The organism is Chryseobacterium sp. GW823-FHT05E08, from assembly GCF_058795655.1.
Window position 1 is genome coordinate 1,029,998 of record NZ_JBXAHY010000001.1, and the last position, 20,117, is coordinate 1,050,114.

General features: G+C 34.8%; 22 protein-coding genes. 18 read left to right on the forward strand and 4 right to left on the reverse strand.

Annotated features, from left to right (window positions below):
- Genes AC1Q7L_RS04770 through AC1Q7L_RS04780 form a run of 3 tightly spaced genes read left to right on the forward strand, consistent with a single transcriptional unit; the run spans position 1 to position 3,073 of the window.
- Positions 1–1,266, forward strand: a complete 1,266-nt coding sequence (locus tag AC1Q7L_RS04770; protein WP_492306612.1) for a condensation domain-containing protein — start codon at positions 1–3, stop codon at positions 1,264–1,266.
- Entirely contained in the window at positions 1,266–2,510 is a 1,245-nt protein-coding gene (locus AC1Q7L_RS04775; RefSeq protein ID WP_492329375.1) for a condensation domain-containing protein, read from the forward strand. Before AC1Q7L_RS04770 ends, AC1Q7L_RS04775 begins: the two co-directional genes overlap by 1 nt.
- The gene (locus AC1Q7L_RS04780) at positions 2,507–3,073 is read left to right on the forward strand and encodes a hypothetical protein (RefSeq protein WP_492306614.1); all 567 of its coding nucleotides are present in this window, start codon (positions 2,507–2,509) and stop codon (positions 3,071–3,073) included. The genes AC1Q7L_RS04775 and AC1Q7L_RS04780 overlap by 4 nt, the downstream gene beginning before the upstream one ends.
- A gap of 46 nt (positions 3,074–3,119) precedes the next feature.
- Here AC1Q7L_RS04780 and AC1Q7L_RS04785 read toward each other — a convergent pair whose 3' ends face one another.
- Positions 3,120–3,392, reverse strand: coding sequence for a bacteriocin-like protein (locus AC1Q7L_RS04785; protein WP_410690161.1), 273 nt, complete (start codon positions 3,390–3,392; stop codon positions 3,120–3,122).
- Positions 3,393–3,892: 500 nt separating this feature from the next.
- On the opposite strand from AC1Q7L_RS04785, the gene AC1Q7L_RS04790 reads away from it, so the two are divergent.
- From AC1Q7L_RS04790 to AC1Q7L_RS04860, 15 genes are all read left to right on the forward strand, one after another.
- Positions 3,893–4,366, forward strand: coding sequence for a Dps family protein (locus tag AC1Q7L_RS04790; protein WP_492306615.1), 474 nt, complete (start codon positions 3,893–3,895; stop codon positions 4,364–4,366).
- A gap of 66 nt (positions 4,367–4,432) precedes the next feature.
- Positions 4,433–5,128: a LytR/AlgR family response regulator transcription factor gene (locus tag AC1Q7L_RS04795; protein WP_492306616.1), complete on the forward strand. Its 696-nt coding sequence runs from the start codon at positions 4,433–4,435 to the stop codon at positions 5,126–5,128.
- A gap of 96 nt (positions 5,129–5,224) precedes the next feature.
- Entirely contained in the window at positions 5,225–7,411 is a 2,187-nt protein-coding gene (locus AC1Q7L_RS04800) for a hybrid sensor histidine kinase/response regulator (RefSeq protein WP_492306617.1), read from the forward strand.
- 52 nt (positions 7,412–7,463) lie between these two features.
- On the forward strand, positions 7,464–8,015 hold the full coding sequence (locus tag AC1Q7L_RS04805; RefSeq protein WP_492306618.1) for an antibiotic biosynthesis monooxygenase: 552 nt from the start codon (positions 7,464–7,466) through the stop codon (positions 8,013–8,015).
- Positions 8,016–8,387: 372 nt separating this feature from the next.
- Complete coding sequence (locus AC1Q7L_RS04810; RefSeq protein WP_492306619.1) at positions 8,388–8,945, forward strand: hypothetical protein; 558 nt, start codon at positions 8,388–8,390, stop codon at positions 8,943–8,945.
- 52 nt (positions 8,946–8,997) lie between these two features.
- Positions 8,998–9,456 (forward strand): lipocalin-like domain-containing protein, encoded by a 459-nt coding sequence (locus tag AC1Q7L_RS04815; protein ID WP_492306620.1) that lies wholly within the window; start codon positions 8,998–9,000, stop codon positions 9,454–9,456.
- Positions 9,457–9,480: 24 nt separating this feature from the next.
- On the forward strand, positions 9,481–10,155 hold the full coding sequence (locus tag AC1Q7L_RS04820; protein WP_492306621.1) for a YoaK family protein: 675 nt from the start codon (positions 9,481–9,483) through the stop codon (positions 10,153–10,155).
- Positions 10,156–10,518: 363 nt separating this feature from the next.
- Positions 10,519–11,565 carry a cupin domain-containing protein gene (locus tag AC1Q7L_RS04825; protein WP_492306622.1) on the forward strand — a complete coding sequence of 349 codons (1,047 nt, stop codon included), beginning with the start codon at positions 10,519–10,521 and terminating at the stop codon, positions 11,563–11,565.
- 26 nt (positions 11,566–11,591) lie between these two features.
- The gene (locus AC1Q7L_RS04830) at positions 11,592–12,302 is read left to right on the forward strand and encodes a YoaK family protein (protein WP_492306623.1); all 711 of its coding nucleotides are present in this window, start codon (positions 11,592–11,594) and stop codon (positions 12,300–12,302) included.
- A 4-nt stretch (positions 12,303–12,306) separates the two neighbouring features.
- The gene (locus tag AC1Q7L_RS04835) at positions 12,307–12,768 is read left to right on the forward strand and encodes a redoxin domain-containing protein (RefSeq protein WP_492306624.1); all 462 of its coding nucleotides are present in this window, start codon (positions 12,307–12,309) and stop codon (positions 12,766–12,768) included.
- Positions 12,769–12,770: 2 nt separating this feature from the next.
- A complete protein-coding gene (locus tag AC1Q7L_RS04840) occupies positions 12,771–13,289 on the forward strand; it encodes a DsbA family protein (RefSeq protein ID WP_492306625.1) in 519 nt (172 codons plus the stop codon).
- Between the two features lie 258 nt (positions 13,290–13,547).
- Complete coding sequence (locus tag AC1Q7L_RS04845) at positions 13,548–14,369, forward strand: alpha/beta fold hydrolase (protein ID WP_410690151.1); 822 nt, start codon at positions 13,548–13,550, stop codon at positions 14,367–14,369.
- A 290-nt stretch (positions 14,370–14,659) separates the two neighbouring features.
- Entirely contained in the window at positions 14,660–15,034 is a 375-nt protein-coding gene (locus AC1Q7L_RS04850) for a hypothetical protein (RefSeq protein ID WP_492306626.1), read from the forward strand.
- 11 nt (positions 15,035–15,045) lie between these two features.
- A complete protein-coding gene (locus AC1Q7L_RS04855) occupies positions 15,046–15,567 on the forward strand; it encodes a hypothetical protein (protein ID WP_492306627.1) in 522 nt (173 codons plus the stop codon).
- A gap of 5 nt (positions 15,568–15,572) precedes the next feature.
- Positions 15,573–16,076, forward strand: coding sequence for a hypothetical protein (locus tag AC1Q7L_RS04860; RefSeq protein WP_492306628.1), 504 nt, complete (start codon positions 15,573–15,575; stop codon positions 16,074–16,076).
- 125 nt (positions 16,077–16,201) lie between these two features.
- On the opposite strand, the gene AC1Q7L_RS04865 is transcribed toward AC1Q7L_RS04860, so the two are convergent.
- The 3 genes from AC1Q7L_RS04865 to AC1Q7L_RS04875 all read right to left on the reverse strand — a co-directional run bounded on the left by AC1Q7L_RS04865 (position 16,202) and on the right by AC1Q7L_RS04875 (position 20,067).
- Positions 16,202–16,486: a hypothetical protein gene (locus tag AC1Q7L_RS04865; protein ID WP_410690056.1), complete on the reverse strand. Its 285-nt coding sequence runs from the start codon at positions 16,484–16,486 to the stop codon at positions 16,202–16,204.
- Between the two features lie 158 nt (positions 16,487–16,644).
- Complete coding sequence (locus AC1Q7L_RS04870; protein WP_492306629.1) at positions 16,645–17,967, reverse strand: PQQ-dependent sugar dehydrogenase; 1,323 nt, start codon at positions 17,965–17,967, stop codon at positions 16,645–16,647.
- A 69-nt stretch (positions 17,968–18,036) separates the two neighbouring features.
- Entirely contained in the window at positions 18,037–20,067 is a 2,031-nt protein-coding gene (locus tag AC1Q7L_RS04875; protein WP_492306630.1) for a TonB-dependent receptor domain-containing protein, read from the reverse strand.
- Positions 20,068–20,117: the final 50 nt, after the last annotated feature.

Genomic DNA, 20,117 nt, shown 5'->3' on the forward strand with positions numbered 1-20,117 from the left:
ATGAGACGAAAATTGTTATTTGGCGAACGAATGTTGCTTGGCGACGGAACAGAACCTTTCAACACTGTAATTCCTTTTAGATTAAAGGGAACATTTAATCTGAAAGACATTCAATATGCTTTAGAAAAAATTCAGGAAAAACATCCTTGGTTAAAGGCTGTCATCCAACATGATGAGAAAAATACTCCATGGTTTGAGGTTTCAGAAAAAGTAAAAATCCCAATTCGAATTTTAGCTAAAAAAGAAGAAAACGACTGGCTTGAAGAATCTAAAAAAGAGTGGTATAAACTATTCAATTACAAAGAACAACCGCTTATGCGATTTGTCTGGATCAAAGGCGAAGAAATTTCAGATATGATGTTTGTGTTCCATCATTGCTTATGTGATGGAGGTTCTGCCATGGCGGTTTTGGATGAATTTTTAAAATTACTGGACAATCCGAATTATGATATTGGTGTTGAACATCCAATTTTGGGAATTCATGATGTTGTTCCAAGCGAAATTCTGAACAGTAGCGGACAAAAATTTAAAGCAAAAATGATTGGAAGATTGGCTGCAACAGCGATCAAAGTCATTCCAGTTAATAAAAAAACAACTGACCGACAAAGCGATTATTTAATTAATTGGAGATTTAATAAAGAAACAAGTCAGGAATTGATTTCTTACTGTAAATCTCAGAAAGTGACAGTCAATACTTTTCTGTGTGCTACGGTTTTAAATGCATTTCAGAAAATCAGAAAGGAAAAAGCGTTTAACAAAGTTTCGTGTCCGGTTGATATCAGACGTTTTGCCAATCAGATTAAAGCCGATCATATTTTCGCTTTTGGATTGATGATTGTGGTTTCTTTAAACAAGAAATTCGGTTTTGAAGAAAATTTAAAACTGATGCAGGAATCCGTCGAGAAAAAAACATCAAAGCTCAATCCATACATCACGATGATGGTGATGGAATCTGCCCATGATGCGCTGACGAATTTCACCAAATTATTGAAAAACGGAAAATCTTCCAACGACTGTATGTTTTCAAATTTAGGACGTATTCCGATTGCCCATGAATACAAAGAATTTACCCTAGAAAATATTTTCAGTCCGTCTGTGATCGGGCCTTTGGGAAATACGACGACGATGGTAGCTTCAACATTCCGTGGAGAAATGGATTTTGCTTTCATGGGAAGCGAAGGTTATTTACCTTATGCTGAGGCCTTGTCGATTCGTGATGAGGTGATTAAAACCATAAAACAACTACAATCTTTAGCCATATCATGATGAAACGCAAATTAATGTTGGTGGAAAGAATCATGTATGTTGATTCTGAAACGCCTTTAAATGTTGTATACACCGCAAGAATCAACGGTGAAATTTCGGAAGAGAATATTAAAATTGCTTTACATAAAATTCAGCAGAAACATCCTTTGTTGAGGGTTTCAATTGATCATAAAAGTGCAAAATATCCTTTTTTTATTGAAGAAAAAGAAATTTCACCGATTCCCCTTCGCATTGTTGAAAGAAAAACCGATCAAGATTGGTTACTTGAATCTGAAAATGAATGGTACAGAATCTTTGAAGACAACAAAAAACCAATGGCTCAGCTCGTTTGGGTTAAAGGTGAAAAAACATCCGAACTTCTTTGGGTAATGCCTCATTGTCTTTGTGACGGAACAACAGGCGTTACTTTGATACGTGAACTTTTAGCTTTGCTGGACGACCCTAACGCTGAATTAAATTCTTACGAAGGCTTTGATTCTGTTAATGATTTTCTGCCTACCGATTTTAATTTAAAAAAGAAGAAACGAAAAGCCAGATTTTATTTAATGATGGCAAAACTGTTCTTTTTAATTCAATCGAAAAGCAAAAACAGGAATCATGGGAAAAATTACGCCCTTCACCGAAAATTGGATGCTTCTGTTTCCAAAAAAATAGTTGAAAAATGCAAAGCCAACGGAATTTCCGTTCATGCATTGTTGTGTTCGGCTTTCATGCAGGCTTTCAAAGAATTTCAGGGTAAAAATGCGAAAGGAAAAGTGATCAGTCCGGTGGATGTTCGTCATTTTATTCCGGAAATTAAACAGGATCATATTTTTGCGTTTGCTCCAACTGTTGAACTGTCAATGAAAAAAGGAAATCAGGATTTATTTGAAAACTCCAGACACATTAAAAAAGAACTTCTTCAAAAAATTGAAAAAATGGAAGCAAGAGAACTTTTGTGGATGGGCGAAAATATGCATCCTGTCGTTGAGCGTATGATTTCAATGCTAAAATCAAGCAAAGGAGGACATGATATTACCTTATCCAACATGGGAAGAATTGATATTCCGAATGCGTATAAAAATTTTAAAGTTGAAACCATTTTCAGTCCGACGGTTGCTTTTCCTTGGTTGAATTCAAACACTTTGGTTACAACGACTTATAATCAGGAAATGGATTTTACCTTCGTGTCTAATGAAAATTTTCTTCCAAAAGAAGAAGCAATAAAAATAAAAGATAAAGCTATTGAACTGTTGACTTCATGAAATTTAAAATAAAAAAGGCTCCACCAAAACCTATCAAAAAAACCACGCTGAATCGTTTTCTCAGGAAGCGGATGATTATTTATGTCCTCCCGAATGTGTTTTTTAATTTCATTATTGCTTATGCGAGTTTTAATGAATTGGGTTACACTCATTTTTTTGCAGGAAGTCAATGTCTGGCTCGATTAACGTTGCCGATGGCGATATTTTTACCTGTAGTTCTTACGATTGATATTATAAAAAGAGTAACCGATGCCGCCGGTCAAAACGCTATTGAATTTGCCGTTGATGATCAGCTTAATTTAAAAAAAATGATGACCAAACTGAGTATTTTGCACGGAATTATTACAGGATTATTGGTTTTGTCAAGTTTATTATTTGCACAATTGGCCTTATCAAAATATTATAAACTTGATGCCACTGCGATGGCCATTGTTGTTGGGGTTTTGGCAGGTTTGCTCTCTATTCTTTTCACCTATCTTCCCATTATAAAACTAAAAAGACATTTGTATAAACCTATGAATATTATTACTTCTGATATGACTGAAAAAAATTTTAACCCATAAAAAAACCGCTCTAAAAAGAGCGGTATACCTTATAATACAGACTATCTTAACAAGTAGATCCGCAAGCAAGAAGTTGAATGTGAATTACGCCGTTAACCGCACACTGTACTTGACACAATGTACCGCTTACAACACCACCTAAACCACCTACTGCACCACCAACACTTCCAACAACACCACCTACTACTCCGCCAACGCCACCAATTGCACCGCCAACTGCTCCACCTAGACCTCCAACTAAGCCTCCGATGTTATCAAGTAGTCCGTTACCAGAAATTGTTTTCAATTCGTTTCTGTTTAATTTTTTTAAGTTTTTCATGAATTAAATATTTATTTGATTAATACTTCACGAATATATGAATAATTATAATACACTCAAATAATTTTGAAAAAAATAATTAAATATTTTTATTATTTAATATTCGATTAACATAATTGATTATTGATACATATTCAATTCCTAGCATAATCATTTCATTTAATGAATATTAACTAAATTTTAAGATTAATAAAATACTTTTCCACAATATCACTTTATTCACATAATCGTGTCTAAAATTCAAACTATAAACATCATTTTCTATTTTATTCCTAGTATTAAAGCCTTATTTGTAAGAATAAATTTCCTTTTTCCACATAGATTTCACAAATTCTCAGTTTAAATATATTTTTAAGAGTCATAATTCAAAGAATTTTACCTTCCATTCACCGACTGTTTTTGCCTGTTCACCGAAAATGAAACAATTCCAATACGATTGTTCCAGACCTTTACATCATAAAACAAGCACTATTGCTTAAAAAACTTTAAACCTTATTATTATGAAAGCAAAAATCGGTATCACAGAAAAAAACACGGAAGCAATTGCAGAACAATTATCCAAACTATTAGCTGATGAATTTGTATTGTACACCAAAACAAGAAATGCACACTGGAACGTTACGGGTGATAATTTTCATGCGATGCATATCTTCTTTGAAAATCAATACAAACAATTGGATGAGTTGATTGATAGCGTTGCCGAACGCATGCGTAAAATCGGACATTATGCTCCCGCAACAATGAAAATCTATTTGGAACTTACCCATCTTACAGAATACAGCGACAGAACAAATGACGGCTTAGGTTTCATGAAAGATCTTTTGAGCGACCACGAAAGTATCATTGAATTTCTTAGAGGAAACATCACTCCTTTTGCTGAAGAATATAAAGATTTCGGAACCAGCGATTTTATTACAGGCCTGATGGAAACTCATGAAGAAATGGCTTGGATGATCCGTTCTTACTTCAGATAAAATTAAAAGCCAAAGTAAAAAATAAAAAGGAATAAGTATATTTGTGTAAACTATAAACTTACTATCATGAAAGCTTTGATCGTTGATGACAATGATATAGCAAGAACGACTTTGGCTCATCTCGCAAAACAGATTCCGGATCTTACCATCGTAAACGAATACTCTAATGCTATTGAAGCTTACCATTATTTACAGACCAATCCGGTAGATCTGATATTTTTGGATATCGAAATGCCTGAAATGACGGGAATTGAATTAACGAAAACTCTTTCAGGCAAGGATACCATCATCATTTTTACGTCTTCAAATAAAGAATATGCCTTGGAGGCTTTTGAACTCAATATTGCCGATTACATCTTAAAACCCATCACTCCCGCAAGATTTTTGCAGGCAATGAGTAAGGCGCAGGCAATTTTTGAGAGTAAAAAAGAGAATGTTCAGGTGAATAAAGATGAGTTTTTATTCGTCAGAGATTCAAATATTACGAGACGTTTGAAGCTGGATGATATTTTTTATGCCGAAGCAATGGGCGATTACGTAAAGTTTTACACCAAAGAAAAAATGTTTGCCATACACGGAACCATGAAATCTGCGGAAGAACGCTTACCAAAAGACCATTTTATAAGAGTTCATCGCTCCTATATTATTGCAGTCGGAAAAATTGATACCCTTCAGGATGGCGGAATTATGATCAATGGTAAATTTATTCCCGTGGCCGATGCTTACCGAAAAGCACTCAACACAAGAATGAATGTTTTTTAAAACCATTATTTACCTTTTTGATTCTGAATTCTAAATTTGATTGAACAAGCCATCAATCGTTATTACTATTTAATTATGATCAATACATTTTCTATAATGGAAAACAAACGATTTAGCTATTTTATAATTCTTACATTTATTGCAGGAACTATACTATTGATAGCTGTTCAGATCAATTCAGCTAAAAATACAAAAGCACTTATCCAAAATAACAATACGCTTCTTAACGAACTGCGTTCCAGCAATCATTTAAGAGAAATAGACCGTGATATTTTGGGTGTTGAAAGCAGAATACGAGCTTCTATCGCCACCAATGACACCACACATTTGGAAGGTATCAATCAGAAAATCAATCAGATCGAAAACTTTCTAGATTCTTTATCTAAAGACAATACAGATGCCGAAGAAGAACGTTTGATACACAGACTCAGCGTTCTTGCGATGGAGAAAAAAACAACAAAAGAAAAATTATTACATCGATATCTTTCTTTGGGAAATATGGACGATAATACGTCGATTGCGAATCCACATGCGCGAATAATTTCCAACGAAATCACTACTATCACAGCAAAAATTTACGAAAGCCGCCGATTACATATGGTGGAACTTAGTAAACGAAGCGAAGAAATGGGAAGAAAGGCCAGACTTTACGATATTTCTTTATTGATTTTATTGATATTGAGTGGCGCTGTTGTCGGTTATCACATCCTTCGTCAGTTCAAAAGACAACGATTATTGATAGAAGATTTGGATATTGCAGAAAAAAAAGCTTCCGTCGCCGCGCAGACTAAGGAAAATTTTCTTGCTAATATGAGCCATGAAATACGGACTCCGTTAAGTGGAATTTTAGGTTTTACCAATTTACTCCAAAAAAGGCCTTTGGATGCGACTTCTACAGAATTTGTATCATCAATTCAGCGGTCGGGAGAAAATTTAATGGCGATCATTAATGACATTCTTGATTTATCTAAAATTGAAGCAGGAATGATGCGCATCACACCCGGAACCTTCAGTATTAATGGATTGGTAAATTCCGTAGAAACATTTTTTCTTGAACGCGCAAAAGAAAAAGAACTGACGATTTTCAGCAAAGTAGATTCATCAATTCCAGATACGCTGACGGGCGATGCAACAAGGCTTACCCAAATTTTAGTCAATCTCATTGGGAATGCGATAAAATTTACCCATCACGGAAAAGTAGATATTGAAGTTTATAAAAAATCTCAAACTGAACACGAAATTGTTCTTGGATTTAAAATCTCCGATACCGGAATAGGAATCGATAAAGAAAAATTGAACGAAGTTTTTGAAAGATTTAACCAAGGTGAAGAATCTACCACAAGAAATTATGGCGGGACAGGTTTAGGGCTGTCTATTGTTAAAAAATTAATCCTTTTACAAGACGGTGACATCGATGTAGAAAGCGAACAGGGAAAAGGGACGACTTTCAGTTTTTATATTCCTTACGGTATTTCGGAAGAACAACTTAACACAATAACTGCTGTTAATTCTGATTATTTTAAAGATAAATCAAATGCGCCTTTGCGTGTTTTGGTGGTTGATGACAATACGATCAATCAAAGTCTGATGAAACATCTTTTACTACAATGGAATATTGATTTTGATGTTGTTTCTAATGGTTTGGAAGCTGTTCAACAACTCATAAATCAAACCTATGATTTGGTTTTGATGGATATTCAAATGCCTCAGATGGACGGTTATGCTGCCACCCAACAGATCCGTGAAGTTCTGAAATTGGATGTTCCAATCATCGCAATGACCGCACACGCACTCGCCGGCGAAAGAGAAAAATGCCTGAGCCGTGGCATGAATGAATATATCTCAAAACCTATAAAAGAGGAAGAACTTTTTAAATTAATCTCAAATTTCGGATTGGAAGAAATTCCCCAAACGGAAATAAAAATTGAAGAAATAATTCCCAGTTTTCAATACATAGATTTAACCTACATGCAGTCTATAAGCGGTGGCGATAAAACTTTTGAAAAAACCGTTACTCAGCAATTTATTGAAAATATCCCGCAACATTTGCAACAGCTTACGACAGCTTATCGGAACAATGAATTTACAACAGTAAAACTCAGAGCGCACGATCTTAAATCCAGCACAGCTATTATGGGAATTCTCCCTTTATTAGAAGAAAAACTGAATATTTTGGAAATGGCTACAGAGCAAAATGCAACATTGCAACAGGCTTTGGAAGAGGTTAAGAAGATCATCAATTTAGCACTTGAAGAAGCGAAAATTTTTGTGAAATTATTATAGAAATTAACCTTTTTGAATTAATTTATTTCAACCATCAAAAAACAAAATCATTATGGAAAATCAAGGTGCATCAGTTGTGATTACCCACCATATTTTGGATGGTAAACAGAAACAATATGAAAATTGGTTAAAGGAAATCGTTCCGCTTACCAAACATTCGGAAGGTTTTATTGATCATCAGATTGTTCGTCCAATTCCTGATCTTACCTTTGTTTACACTGTAATTATTCGATTTGACACCATCACAAATCTTAAAAAATGGATGGAATCTGACAGTCGAAAAAATTTGATTGAAAAAGCAACTCCTCTATTCAGAAAAAACGATAACTATCAAATAAAATCAGGCTTAGATTTTCTATTTAATGCTGAAAATGAAGGAAATAAAGTTCCTGTTCGATGGAAACAGTTTCTGGCAACCTGGTCTGCGATTTATCCGTTGTCTATTGTGATTCCATTAATCTTAATTCCATTGTTGAGATTTTTGAAAATCCCTGCAAATCATTATTTTGATGCTTTGATTAATTCAGGAATTGTTGTTTTTATGATGGTATTTATAGTAATGCCAAATTATACAAAACTGATTAAAAAATGGCTGTATAAATAATTGAAATTCACATAAATGAAAACATAAGTCACTGAGAAATCTCAGTGATTTTTTTGTTTTTGTTTTTGTTTTTGTTTGATTGGATTTTATCCAATCCTCTGTTAAATCGTCCCTTCGGGACTCTCTGTTCTTTTAAAATCAAAATGTATAAAATTATTCGTTCTGAATATTTTCGATCTTAAATTTCTCGCTCATTTTCAATAATAATCTAAATTTTTAGTTGATACTTTTCCGAAATGACCAATTTTATGTTTATTCAACGACATTTTCTGCCTATTCATCGAATGCCGACTGATTTTGAAACGACTTGATGGTAGATTTACATCATTAAATAATACAAACAATAATATTAACAATTAAAATTCAAACATCATGGAAATTCTACAAACAACAGAAAATGCATTATCTCACTCAACTGTAACTGCAGTTATCAATGCACCTATCGAAAAAGTTAACATCGCAGATTGGTTGTTAAACCTTCCGGACGCAGAATATCAGCGTTGCTCAACTCAGCACATTGGAGCTGCAATTTCATCAACTTACGATGGCGAACCTGTATCATTGAATGTTGAAACAATTGGAGACGCATTAATGGTACAACATTATGTTGCCGTTGAGCACAGACCTGATTACTGTCGTATGTTATCCATCTCGGATTCTATTACAAAAGGCGGACGTACAAAAGTTCAGGTTTTATGGGAACTGAAAGCCACAAAAATTGATGACAACACTTGTCTTTACACCAATGAAATTCACGCAACCGCAACGCCGGAAATGTTTGAATATCTGAAAGAACACAACGTTAACCTTGCTGATGCTGCAGCTTCCAGACAAGCCGCTTCCGACGCTCACAATCACGAAGAAACACCAAACTTCGCGAAAAGTATCGAAAATAAAGCGTTGACAGGAAAATATAATCAACCTTTCTAATAAAAAAAGATAATGAGCGTATTGAGGTACGCTCATTTTATTTATAAAGATTATGGAAGATACTTTGTTTAAAAAAATCGTAGGAACATGGATTTTAGTAGAATTAATTGAAGTCCCTGTAAACGGCGGAGAAATTACCCATCCCATGGGTGAAAATCCAAAAGGATTGATTATTTATAGTTCTGATGGTTATATGTCGGCACAAATTATGAATGCTCAACGTAAAGATTTTCATCAGGAACATTGGACAAATGCGACGCCGGAAGAATATACACAGGAAGGTTCAACTTACCTTGCCTATTCTGGTTCATTTAAAACTGATGATGAAAAACAGACTGTAAGTCATACGATGTATGTATCGCTCTTTCCAAACTGGACAGGGCAAACTCAAAACCGCATCGTTCTTTTTAAAGACGGATTTCTACACCTTGAAAGTGAGAAACCATTTACAAGTAATTCACGATTAGTGATCCATAAACTGACATGGAAAAGAGTTGGAAATTGCATTTAATTAAAAAAATAACAATATAAACCAATGAAAAGAGATGCAATTTTTTACTCATCCATTATCATGGCTTTCAGTGCAGGATTTGTAGATACAAGTACCTTTACTGTTGCGGATGGTTTGTTTTCTGCGCATATTACCGGGAATTTTGTTGTTTTTGCTTATAAATTGTCTAATCATCCTGCTATGAGTGATTTTATAAATCTTGTAAGCTTTCCTGTTTTTATCTTAGCAGTAATTTTGACCAGAAAAGTTGACAGCTGGTACAAAAATGAAAGAGGAATCTTTTCATCTATCGGCTTATATCTCATCGTAGCCGGTATTCTTGCTTTTTTTCTAAAACAATATCATATAGCGACAGGTTTTGTCTATCATTTTATGCTCATGTTAATCGTATTTTCTATGGGAATACAGAATACTGTGAATAGATTATATGTAAATTCAGCATTTGGACCAACGACTGTTATGACTGGTAATGTGACCAAAGCAATACTGGATTTTTTCTCTTATATTTCTACGCAACATACTTTTGAAAAACTGATAGAACTTAAAAAATCACTTGTTCTTTTAACGAGCTTTTTGATAGGCTGCATTTTAGGAGCTTTGATTTCTTCTGGATTTGGTTTGGTTTCTATGTTGATTCCGGGAATTTTAATAACTGTTTATTATACCGTTTTTTCAAGAAAAATTTCTTTATCTTTTTGATAATTAAAACTTATATAAATTAATAAACATAAGTCACCGAGAAATCTTGGTGATTTTTTTTGTTTAAAATAATCTTCAATTTTGATTTTTTTTCATTTTGAAGGATTCTCAACCAGAAATTTAGATTAACAATTTAGATTTCTTCGAAATGACAAATTATATGTATTTAAAATCATGTTTAAACCAATCCTACACTCAATCCTTTCATTTTAAAACATAAATGACTTCATCATCTATTCCTTTTAAATTCTCACCGACTCATTTTGCCTTTTCACCGAATGACACTTAAGAATATGATGATTCCGTGGTAGCTTTACAATAGAAATAAAGACAAACACTCATTAATCAATAAAAACTACTATTATGAAAAACGAATCATTAAGTTTCAGATACGAACTAGAAAAAAAAGAACCGCGCACCAATGATGGCGGAACTACAAGAGGAGCTTCTGTTACAGATTTCCCAGCTTCTATAGGAATTGCAGGAGTTTCTATGAGATTACAGCCGGGAAGTATGAGAGAATTACACTGGCATGCCAACGCTGCAGAATGGGCTTATGTAATTTCAGGAACTGTTCGTACAACGATCATTCATCCGGACGGACACAGTTATGTTGATAATTTTGAGCCGGGCGATGTTTGGTATTTTCCAAAAGGTTACGGGCACTCAATACAGGCAACGGGAACAGAAGAATGTCATTTTATTTTAATTTTTGACAATGGTAATTTTTCTGAAGATCATACATTCAGTGTTACAGATTTTGTTTCATGCATGCCTCCGGAAATTGTTGCTCAGAATTTAGGGTTAACCCTTCAAGAAGTTGCAGCATTACCTCAGAAAGAAGCTTATTTCGCGGCAGGAATTGTTCCGGATGAATTATCATTTAATGCAACTGCCCGTCCGGAAGAATCAGATATACAATTAACCAGTTTTCACCGTTATCCTTTACACGCACAACAACCGAGAATTGTTCCCGGAGGAGGTTTACAAAGATTGGTTACCAGCAAAGAATTTCCTATCAGCAGTACTATGTCGGGTTCAATTATAGAATTACAGCCGGGCGCTTTAAGAGAAATGCACTGGCATCCTAACGCTGACGAATGGCAATATTATATTTCCGGTCAGGCAGAAATGTCGGTTTTCTTAGCAGAAAGTACGGTGGTGACTGAGGAATTTAATGCCGGAGATGTCGGTTACGTCCCAATGGGAGCCGGACATTATATTAAAAATACAGGAGATACGGTTTGCAAAATTTTGATTGGATTTAATAGCGGAACCTATCAGTCCATTGATCTAAGCGAATGGCTGGCTGGAAACCCAAAAGACGTCGTAGTAACTAATTTTGGTTTGAAAGAAGGTGAAATAGAAAAATTCCCGACAGAGAAGGTTTTTATTCAGCCTAAAAAATAAGGACTTTCTATTTAAATCTATCATAAATGGATAAATCTGTAGCTTCAGAAAGCGCTTCTCTTTCAGATAATCAGATCAGGATACAGGAGAGATTAGCCATATTTCTTGCTTTAATTGCAGGATACATCGATGCAACAGGTCTTATTAAGTGGAAAACATACGTGTCTTTTATGAGTGGAAATACCACGCAATTAGGCGCCGCACTTTCTACCGATAAATATGGAGTTATCATCACATCGGTTACAGTTATTGCCAGTTTTTTGTTGGGAATTTATTCCGGAACCTGTTTATCATTATATAAAAGAATTAAGAACCAAATATTAACATTTTACATAGTTTCCGGAATTTTGATTTTCTATACAATAATTGCTTATTTTTATAATATTAATACCATATCCTCTATTTCAATTATCGGTTTTTCAATGGGAATTATGAATACAATCGTAACTTCTGTCGGGAACCAAAAAGTAAATACAGATTTTGTGACCGGAACATTAAACAGCCTGGCAAGAAACACCGCAATGTTGAGTATGACCAATGACAGAGCGGAAAAAAAGCAATATAAAGCCAATGCAATTCATCTTTTACTGTTATGGATAGGCTTTTTATCAGGTGCGTTTACAGCTCCTTTCCTACTTTCATTTTTAGGGAATTGGTCTTTGGGTTTTCCTGCACTCTTATTACTGATTTGCGGATTATGGATTTCAATTTTTAATATTAAACTTAAAAAAAACTAATAACATGTTACAAAAAAATGATATTGCCCCGGATTTTACATTATTTGCAACACCGGATCAAAAAATTACCCTGTCAGAGTTTAAAGGACAGAATGTGATTCTTGCATTTTATCCAGCCGACTGGAGCCCTGTTTGCAGTGACCAAATGGCTTTATATAACGAAACTTTAAAATATTTCAAAAAATATGATGCCGAGATCTTTGGAATTTCAGTGGACAGCAAATGGTGTCATTTAGCATTTTCGCAATCCAGAAACTTACATTTTCCATTGTTGGCAGATTTTGAATCTAAAGGCGAAACAGCCAGAAAATATGGAGTTTACAATGAAGAAGAAGGCGAATGCAACAGAGCCCTTTTTGTCATCAATAAAGAAGGTGTCATCGAATGGAGCTACCTCTCACCAATGGCAATAAATCCTGGTGCAGATGGAATTTTAGAAGCATTAGAATCACTTAAAACACAATAATTATGTCATTAAAACCAGCCGTCAGCAATACTGACCATACACAAGGCAATCAAGATGCCGATTTAGTTATCGTTGAATATGGAGATTATCAATGTCCATATTGTGGAGCAGCTTATCCTGTTTTAAAAGAATTGATGAATCAGTTCGGAAATCAGATCAAGTTTGTTTTTAGAAACTTCCCGTTATCCGAAATGCATCAATATGCAAGACCGGCGGCACTCGCAGCAGAAGCAGCCAATTTACAAGGGAAATTCTGGGAAATGCATGATGCGATCTATGAAAATCAGAGATATTTGAATGAAAATTTCCTGTTAGAATTGGCACAAAAATTACATTTAAATATTGATCAGTTCAAAACAGATCTTGAAAAACCGGAATTGGCCGAAAAGGTTGATGCAGATTTCGAAAGCGGAATCATCAGCGGAGTGAATGGAACTCCTTCATTTTTTGTCAATGGAAAAAAATTCGATGGCGGTGCGGAAGACCTGTTCAAGTTGTTGGACGAAAATACAGCTTCTTAAAACACCGAATCTCACGCAGCCCGACTTGAGTGGAAATCCTTTTTTGCGCCAGCAAAAAAGATTGGGAACGGAAGGCGGAAATAGCTGCCCAAATAAAAAATATACTACAAAATCAAGTTTTTAATTTTTTTTATCAAAATCGAACGATATTAAACTAGATTAACAGAGATTGAATTTCACTGTACTACATTTGCTAAAGAATTAAGACAACAAAATAATTTTAATATAAATCAATAATAACAATTAAATACAATAACAATGAGCACACTAAAATTAAAAGACGGAACAGAAATTTTTTACAAAGATCAAGGAAAAGGACAAACTTTAATGTTTCACCACGGATGGCCTTTATCATCAGATGATTGGGATGCACAGGTAATTTTCTTTTTACAGAAAGGTTACAGAGTAATCACTCACGACAGAAGAGGTCACGGACGTTCTAGCCAAGATATTTATGATCACACCATTGAACAATATGCTGCTGATGCTGCCGAATTGGTAGAATTTCTTGACCTGAAAGACGTTGTTCATATCGGACACTCTACAGGTGGTGGTGAAGTAATTCGTTACGTTAACAAATATGCGAATGGAAGAGCTAAAAAAGCAGTTTTAATCAGTGCAGTTCCACCAATTATGGTTCAAAGCGACAGTAATCCTGATGGCGTTCCAATGTCTGTTTTTGACGGAATCAGAGACCAAACTCTTAACAACAGACAACAATTTTACATTGACCTTACTTTCCCTTTCTACGGTTACAACAGAGAAGGTGCGGACGTAAAAGAAGGTGTACAGAGAAACTGGTGGAGACAAGGAATGATGGGTGGAATCGTTGCTCATTACGACGGAATTAAAGCGTTTTCTGAAACGGATTTCAGAGAAGATTTACAAGCGGTTGATATTCCTGTTTTGGTTCTTCACGGAGAAGATGACCAGATCGTACCTTACCAAAATGCAGCCCTAAAATCAATAAAATTATTGAAAAACGGAACATTAATTACTTATCCTGGTTTCCCTCACGGAATGCCGACTACTCATGCTGATGTCATCAATAAAGATCTTTTAGAATTTATACAGTCATAATTTCTATATATAAATGAGAAAAGCCTTTGAATAGCAATATTCAAGGGCTTTTTTGTTTTAATTTTTAAATTTTAGAGGAAAATATAAAATAGATATTCAATTTATGACAACTGTTGGAATTCATATCTAATCCTAAAATTAATCACTAAAACAAGACTTGTATTTTTTATTTTTGACTGAATCACCCATCTTTTCAAGTTATTATGTTAAAACATTTCATTAAAAGTAACTATATAGTGAAATATTTTATATATTCGTCAAACTAAAATTAATTCTAAAAATTAATAACTATGAAAAAAACTCTTCTTTCGGCATTCTATGCCGGCATTTTGTGTGTAGCATTCTCATGTTCAACTGAACGAGCAACTCTAGCTTCTACCGAAGAAATGAAGTCTACAGAAATGACATCTTTCGACAAAGCTCTTAAGGAAATAATGAAACCCGAAAACCGTTCAACACCTGAAGAAAAGGCTCGCCTAGGCGCACAATTGAATGACAGATCACTGGATATTTTATTTAACGCTTCTTTACAATTGGTAGGAAAAAGCAACAGCAACCCTAGCCAAGCCAGCAGAGTGGAAAAAGAAAAAGTAATTGTTCAGGCGACCAATATGTATTTTTCTAAGCTGAACACTTTAAAAGCCAATCAAAAAGCAGAAAACTAAAATCCCAGATCATGAAAAAAATATTCTTATCACTCTTTGCAATGAGTGCAATTGGTCTGCAGGCTCAAAACAAGATGAACATATTTAATTATACCTCATATAATTTATCAAATTTCTTGGTAGGATCGGATCAGACAAACAATTGTATTCCTAATATCAGCGGAACCAATTATCCGATTATGGTTCCTCCAGGTGGCGCAGTAACTTATAATGGGTATTACAACAGTCATCTTCAAAGTCCGCCAATTAATACCTGGACGGTACAAATTAACCCAACCACTACTCTTCCGCCACAGGTTCCAACATCACCATTACTTATTTCTTTAGGCTCGGTAACCAAATGGCAGATGAATAAGTTTTTTGTAGATGATCCCAGCGGTGCCCCACTGTATTACAGCGGTGCATCTATAGGAATGATTGGTTGTAATACACCTATAATTTCTACTTTATCACCTACACCAACACAGCCATTTCCATTTAATGCATTTTGGTTTGACGTAGGAAACGACACATACTTTATAATACAACCTTAAAAATTATGAAAAAAATACTAATATTCTTACCAGTTTTTATATTCTCGTTATCTTTTTCACAAGGGAAATTATATCTTCAGAATTACTCTAATTATGACCTTGTGATGCGTGTTATAGCAGGTAATACAAACAATTGCTTACCAGAAGTGGTTGCAAGTATGAATTTTCCTGCCAGTACACAGGATGTGATCGACAACTTTAATGATTCGGCTCCCTATGCAAATAATTGGTCTGTGAGGTTATCCCCAACAGGAAATCCGCTCTCCCAAGCAGTCCCTTCGGGATTACTTACTACAGTATCAAATCTTACCCGTTGGAAATTTCTTTGGTTCCATACAACATATCCGGGCACAACCAATTCAACGCCTGATATTGATTTCAATATGGCTGATCCATCTGCATTTGCTGCTTGTCCGCTATCGGGCTCAGATTTTGTTGACGGAAGTTTAACTGATGCGTTTTGGTTTTATATTCCTTCGGAAAATGCAACTTATTTAATCGTTCAGTAATATTTTCAACTTCTGAAGTAAGAAAATTTATATCATTAAATATATAATCCCTAAGATTTTGTCTTAGGGATTTTTTTATCGTTGATCTGAAAATACTATTTGAATTTGTATGAAAAATTATAATTTTAAAATGACTTTAGCTGCTCATCATAATATGAAATAGCATCATCAATAACAGAAGTTATTTTCGGGAAATTGTTATATCTATCTCCAAAAACCTCCAATCCGGTAAATTCTGTAGAAATATTGCTTGAAAAGGTACTCGTAAAATTAATCGTCCTAAGTACATGACTGACTTGGATCAAAGTATTAATTTTATTATCAATTGATAACTGCGGTGTTAGATGATGTCTTAAATCCTTAAGTTCATCCAACTGAGCTTTGGTTACCATTTTTTTGTTCTTTTTCATTAAACAAAAGTACAGCTTTTACGTAATTAATATTTACGTTTTGTATTAACAAATTGTAACATAAAGCCCAAAATTACTTGTTAAAATTCGTTGTTTTAAAAAGTTAAAAGGATATTATAAAAAAAGCAACCTTAATAAGTTGCTTTTCCATTTTCAGATTATTTTTTAGTGTAAGAAACTCTCCAGACAATTCCGCTTACGTCGTCGGCTACGAGTAAAGATCCATCAGCGATTTGAAGAACGCCGACAGGCCTTCCATAAACATCACCCTTCGCTTCATCAGCTATAAAACCTGTAAGAAATGGCTGATAAGAACCTGAAGCTTTTCCATTTTTAAAAGGGACAAAAGCAACCTGATATCCAACCAATGATGAACGATTCCAAGAACCGTGCTGTCCGATAAAAGCTCCATTTTTATAATTTTCCGGAAACTGAGTTCCTGTATAAAATGTTAACCCTAAAGATGCTGTGTGGCTTCCCAAAGGTACATCAGGAACAATGGTTTTTGCTACCAAATCAGGTTTTTCGCCTTTTCTTCGTGGATCTTCGTTTTTCCCATAATAAGCGTATGGCCAACCGTAAAATGCATTTTGTTTCACACTTGTAAGATAATCAGGAACCAATTCATCACCCAATTCGTCTCTTTCATTCACAACAGTCCATAAAGCTCCGGTAGCAGGATTCCAGCTCATACCGACAGGATTTCTAAGTCCGGCCGCATAGATTTTCTCACCGCTTCCATCAGGATTTACCTCCAGAATATTAGCTCTTCTTACCTCTTTATCCATTCCGTTTTCGCCGACATTACTGCCTGATCCAACAGAGATATAAATTTTAGACTGATCTTTATTCGCAATTAAATTTCTTGTCCAGTGGTTATTATAACCTCCTGCCGGCAGGTTCACGATCTTTTTTCCAGGTTTTGTTATTTTTGTATCTCCTGATTTGTAAGGATAAACATACAGTCCATCGGTATTGGCCACATAAAACTGATCTTTAATAATCAGCATTCCATAAGGTTGATTGAGTCCGGCTAAAAATACAGAAGACGATTCCGGAATACCATCTTTGTTGGCATCACGGTAGAGGATAATTGTGTTAGCAGATTTTCCGGCAACCTCAGCATCACTTTTTCCACTGATGTCGTTTTTAACTTTCTCTGTCGCAGTACGTTCAGAATTGGAGAGTACCACGAAGATATCTCCATTTTCTGCCTGAATCATATTTCTCGGACTTTTAATATTTTCAGCAAAACGAGTTACGGTAAAACCTTCAGGAGCAGTCGGCTTTTTGTCTTTGCCCCATCCGATAACATTACTGAATTTGTTTTTGGAGTTTTTTTCATCAGGTGGGGGTAATTTTAAAGTATCGGTTTTTGTGACAACTTCATTGGCTTGTCCACCTTCCCCGGACTTGTTTTTATTATCCTTACAACTGAAAAAAAACAATGCAACTGCAGGTAAAAAAAGATAATTTTTCATATTTTTATTGAGATTTGATGATTAAGAAATACTATAAATACAAATATTAGACCTCCACAGCCTTTTGAATTAAAACTTCGCCTCAACACCCAACACAAAATTTCTTTTTGCGGCAGGATTATAATAACGGTTTCCGAACGCATTAATATCAAAACCTAACACATAATCTGTATTATAAAGATTTTGAATTTGAAGGTATAAATTCAGTCTTGTTTTATCAACATTTACAGGAAATCTGAATTGGATATTTCCAACTAAATTAGATTCAGACCAAACAGAATTGGCATCATTCAAAGGCATTTTTGAGGTGTAAAAGTGGGAATAATCAACAGAAAGCTTTCTGAAAAAAGTAAAATTCACCAAAGAATTAATGGTTGTTTTTGGAACTCCGGTCAATTCATTTCCTGAAAAATCATTATCATTTTGCTGATAATTTTGAAATTTAAAATTGTAAAAACTTCCCGAAAAACGAAATTTAAATCGACTGAAAAAATCATTTTTCAAATCAAAACTTTTAGATTCCAAAAGAACTTCAATACCTTTTTGCACCGTTTCTCCTGCATTTACAAAATATTCCTGTCCAGCTTCATTTTGTCTCCTCACAATCGCATCTTTCAGTCGGAAATCAAAATAATTACCTTCCACAAAAAGAGAATTCCCAAACTGTTTTCTGATTCCGATTTCTTTATTCCAGCCATATTCCGGGCTTAAATTGGCATTAAATTCCTGAGTCGATGAACGGATTTCTTCATTCGTCGGCGCAGAATTCCCCTTCCCTATTTTCCCGCGGACTGAAAAGCCTTTTCCTAAAAGATAGGTCAAACCAAAATTAGGAAGCCATTGATTTTTAAACGCTACTTTTCCGTTTTCTGATATCGGATAAATTCGTTCCCAATCATAAGAATTTGAGTTTAAACTGATGGAAATATCGGTAAATAATTTTTCATTAAAATTTAGCTTCTGAGAAAGAAAATAAAATCCTGAAGTGTTCTTAATTTGATCAAAATTTTGCGGTTTGCCCTCAAAACCTTTATTATTGTCATAGTTTTTAACCAAAATATCATTAATTCCGCCCTCAAAACCAAATCTGTAGGCTAAAGAAATTGTACTCCAATTTTTTTCAAAATTCAGGTGAGTTCGTATTGCAAAATTCTTTTCAAAACGGTTTTCGAAATTGGTAATAAACGGGTTTTCAAAATCTACATATGAACCCTGAATTAAAATAAAATGAGAGAAATTCTGATTGAACTGATATTCGTTTGAAAGACCTGCCAGAAACATTTTATTACGAATTCCGGCCTCTTGTTCTTTTGAACCCGGAATTGTTGCAGTTCCCGGCCTTGACTGCTTTCTGTTGGTTTGCATCTGCTGCAAAGTAAGCCCGCCCGGCGTTTGGTAATCCAGATCGGAATAAATGGCTACCGCTTTAAGCGACCCTTTTTCTGAATACTGAAAATTATCTTTAATGAAAATCTGCTTCCGTTGCATTTTAGATTGTTCTCTGTAGGAATCGGTCTGATAATAATTTTGAAAAACTTCAAAAAAATGCTTTCCCACTTTCTTTGACACATCAAAACTTTGGTTAAAGGTTCCATAACTTCCAATCGACAGATTTGCAGAAAGATTGTCGGAATCTTTGGTTTGAAGAAGAACAGTTCCGCCTGTCACAGATCCGTAATCTCCGCTTTCAGGACCTTTATAGATTTCCATTCTATCTATTAGTTCCGGTGAAATGACGTTAAAATATGTATTGCCCGAAGCATCTGACAGAATAAAATCATCGAGGTAAACTTTGACATTACGAACGCCAAAAGGTGACCTCAACGTGCTTCCGCGAAGAGAAATCCTATAACTTCCCGGCGACCGTTCCTCCATTCTTGCTCCCGGAATTTGGTTGATAGATTCCAGCATTCTTTCGGGCGTATTTTGAGACAGTAAATTTTCTGAAACTACTGAAACTGATTTCGTTGAAGAAATAAAACTTGCAGGTTTCTTGTACGCATCAATTTTCACCTCCGAAATCAATGTCGCCGAATCTCTTTTTTGAGAAAATAAAATTGAAGCAGAAAAGATTGGTAAGAAAAGATATAGTTTTGTCATTGGATAGTGTTATGCAAAAACTGTTCTTTTTTCTTTGGGTTGGGGTTATT

Coding starts and splice junctions, on each gene's coding strand:
- AC1Q7L_RS04770 (WP_492306612.1), top strand. CDS start 1: ATGAGACGAAAATTGTTATTTGGCGAACGAATGTTGCTTGGCGACGGA.
- AC1Q7L_RS04775 (WP_492329375.1), top strand. CDS start 1,266: ATGAAACGCAAATTAATGTTGGTGGAAAGAATCATGTATGTTGATTCT.
- AC1Q7L_RS04780 (WP_492306614.1), top strand. CDS start 2,507: ATGAAATTTAAAATAAAAAAGGCTCCACCAAAACCTATCAAAAAAACC.
- AC1Q7L_RS04785 (WP_410690161.1), bottom strand. CDS start 3,392: ATGAAAAACTTAAAAAAATTAAACAGAAACGAATTGAAAACAATTTCT.
- AC1Q7L_RS04790 (WP_492306615.1), top strand. CDS start 3,893: ATGAAAGCAAAAATCGGTATCACAGAAAAAAACACGGAAGCAATTGCA.
- AC1Q7L_RS04795 (WP_492306616.1), top strand. CDS start 4,433: ATGAAAGCTTTGATCGTTGATGACAATGATATAGCAAGAACGACTTTG.
- AC1Q7L_RS04800 (WP_492306617.1), top strand. CDS start 5,225: ATGGAAAACAAACGATTTAGCTATTTTATAATTCTTACATTTATTGCA.
- AC1Q7L_RS04805 (WP_492306618.1), top strand. CDS start 7,464: ATGGAAAATCAAGGTGCATCAGTTGTGATTACCCACCATATTTTGGAT.
- AC1Q7L_RS04810 (WP_492306619.1), top strand. CDS start 8,388: ATGGAAATTCTACAAACAACAGAAAATGCATTATCTCACTCAACTGTA.
- AC1Q7L_RS04815 (WP_492306620.1), top strand. CDS start 8,998: ATGGAAGATACTTTGTTTAAAAAAATCGTAGGAACATGGATTTTAGTA.
- AC1Q7L_RS04820 (WP_492306621.1), top strand. CDS start 9,481: ATGAAAAGAGATGCAATTTTTTACTCATCCATTATCATGGCTTTCAGT.
- AC1Q7L_RS04825 (WP_492306622.1), top strand. CDS start 10,519: ATGAAAAACGAATCATTAAGTTTCAGATACGAACTAGAAAAAAAAGAA.
- AC1Q7L_RS04830 (WP_492306623.1), top strand. CDS start 11,592: ATGGATAAATCTGTAGCTTCAGAAAGCGCTTCTCTTTCAGATAATCAG.
- AC1Q7L_RS04835 (WP_492306624.1), top strand. CDS start 12,307: ATGTTACAAAAAAATGATATTGCCCCGGATTTTACATTATTTGCAACA.
- AC1Q7L_RS04840 (WP_492306625.1), top strand. CDS start 12,771: ATGTCATTAAAACCAGCCGTCAGCAATACTGACCATACACAAGGCAAT.
- AC1Q7L_RS04845 (WP_410690151.1), top strand. CDS start 13,548: ATGAGCACACTAAAATTAAAAGACGGAACAGAAATTTTTTACAAAGAT.
- AC1Q7L_RS04850 (WP_492306626.1), top strand. CDS start 14,660: ATGAAAAAAACTCTTCTTTCGGCATTCTATGCCGGCATTTTGTGTGTA.
- AC1Q7L_RS04855 (WP_492306627.1), top strand. CDS start 15,046: ATGAAAAAAATATTCTTATCACTCTTTGCAATGAGTGCAATTGGTCTG.
- AC1Q7L_RS04860 (WP_492306628.1), top strand. CDS start 15,573: ATGAAAAAAATACTAATATTCTTACCAGTTTTTATATTCTCGTTATCT.
- AC1Q7L_RS04865 (WP_410690056.1), bottom strand. CDS start 16,486: ATGAAAAAGAACAAAAAAATGGTAACCAAAGCTCAGTTGGATGAACTT.
- AC1Q7L_RS04870 (WP_492306629.1), bottom strand. CDS start 17,967: ATGAAAAATTATCTTTTTTTACCTGCAGTTGCATTGTTTTTTTTCAGT.
- AC1Q7L_RS04875 (WP_492306630.1), bottom strand. CDS start 20,067: ATGACAAAACTATATCTTTTCTTACCAATCTTTTCTGCTTCAATTTTA.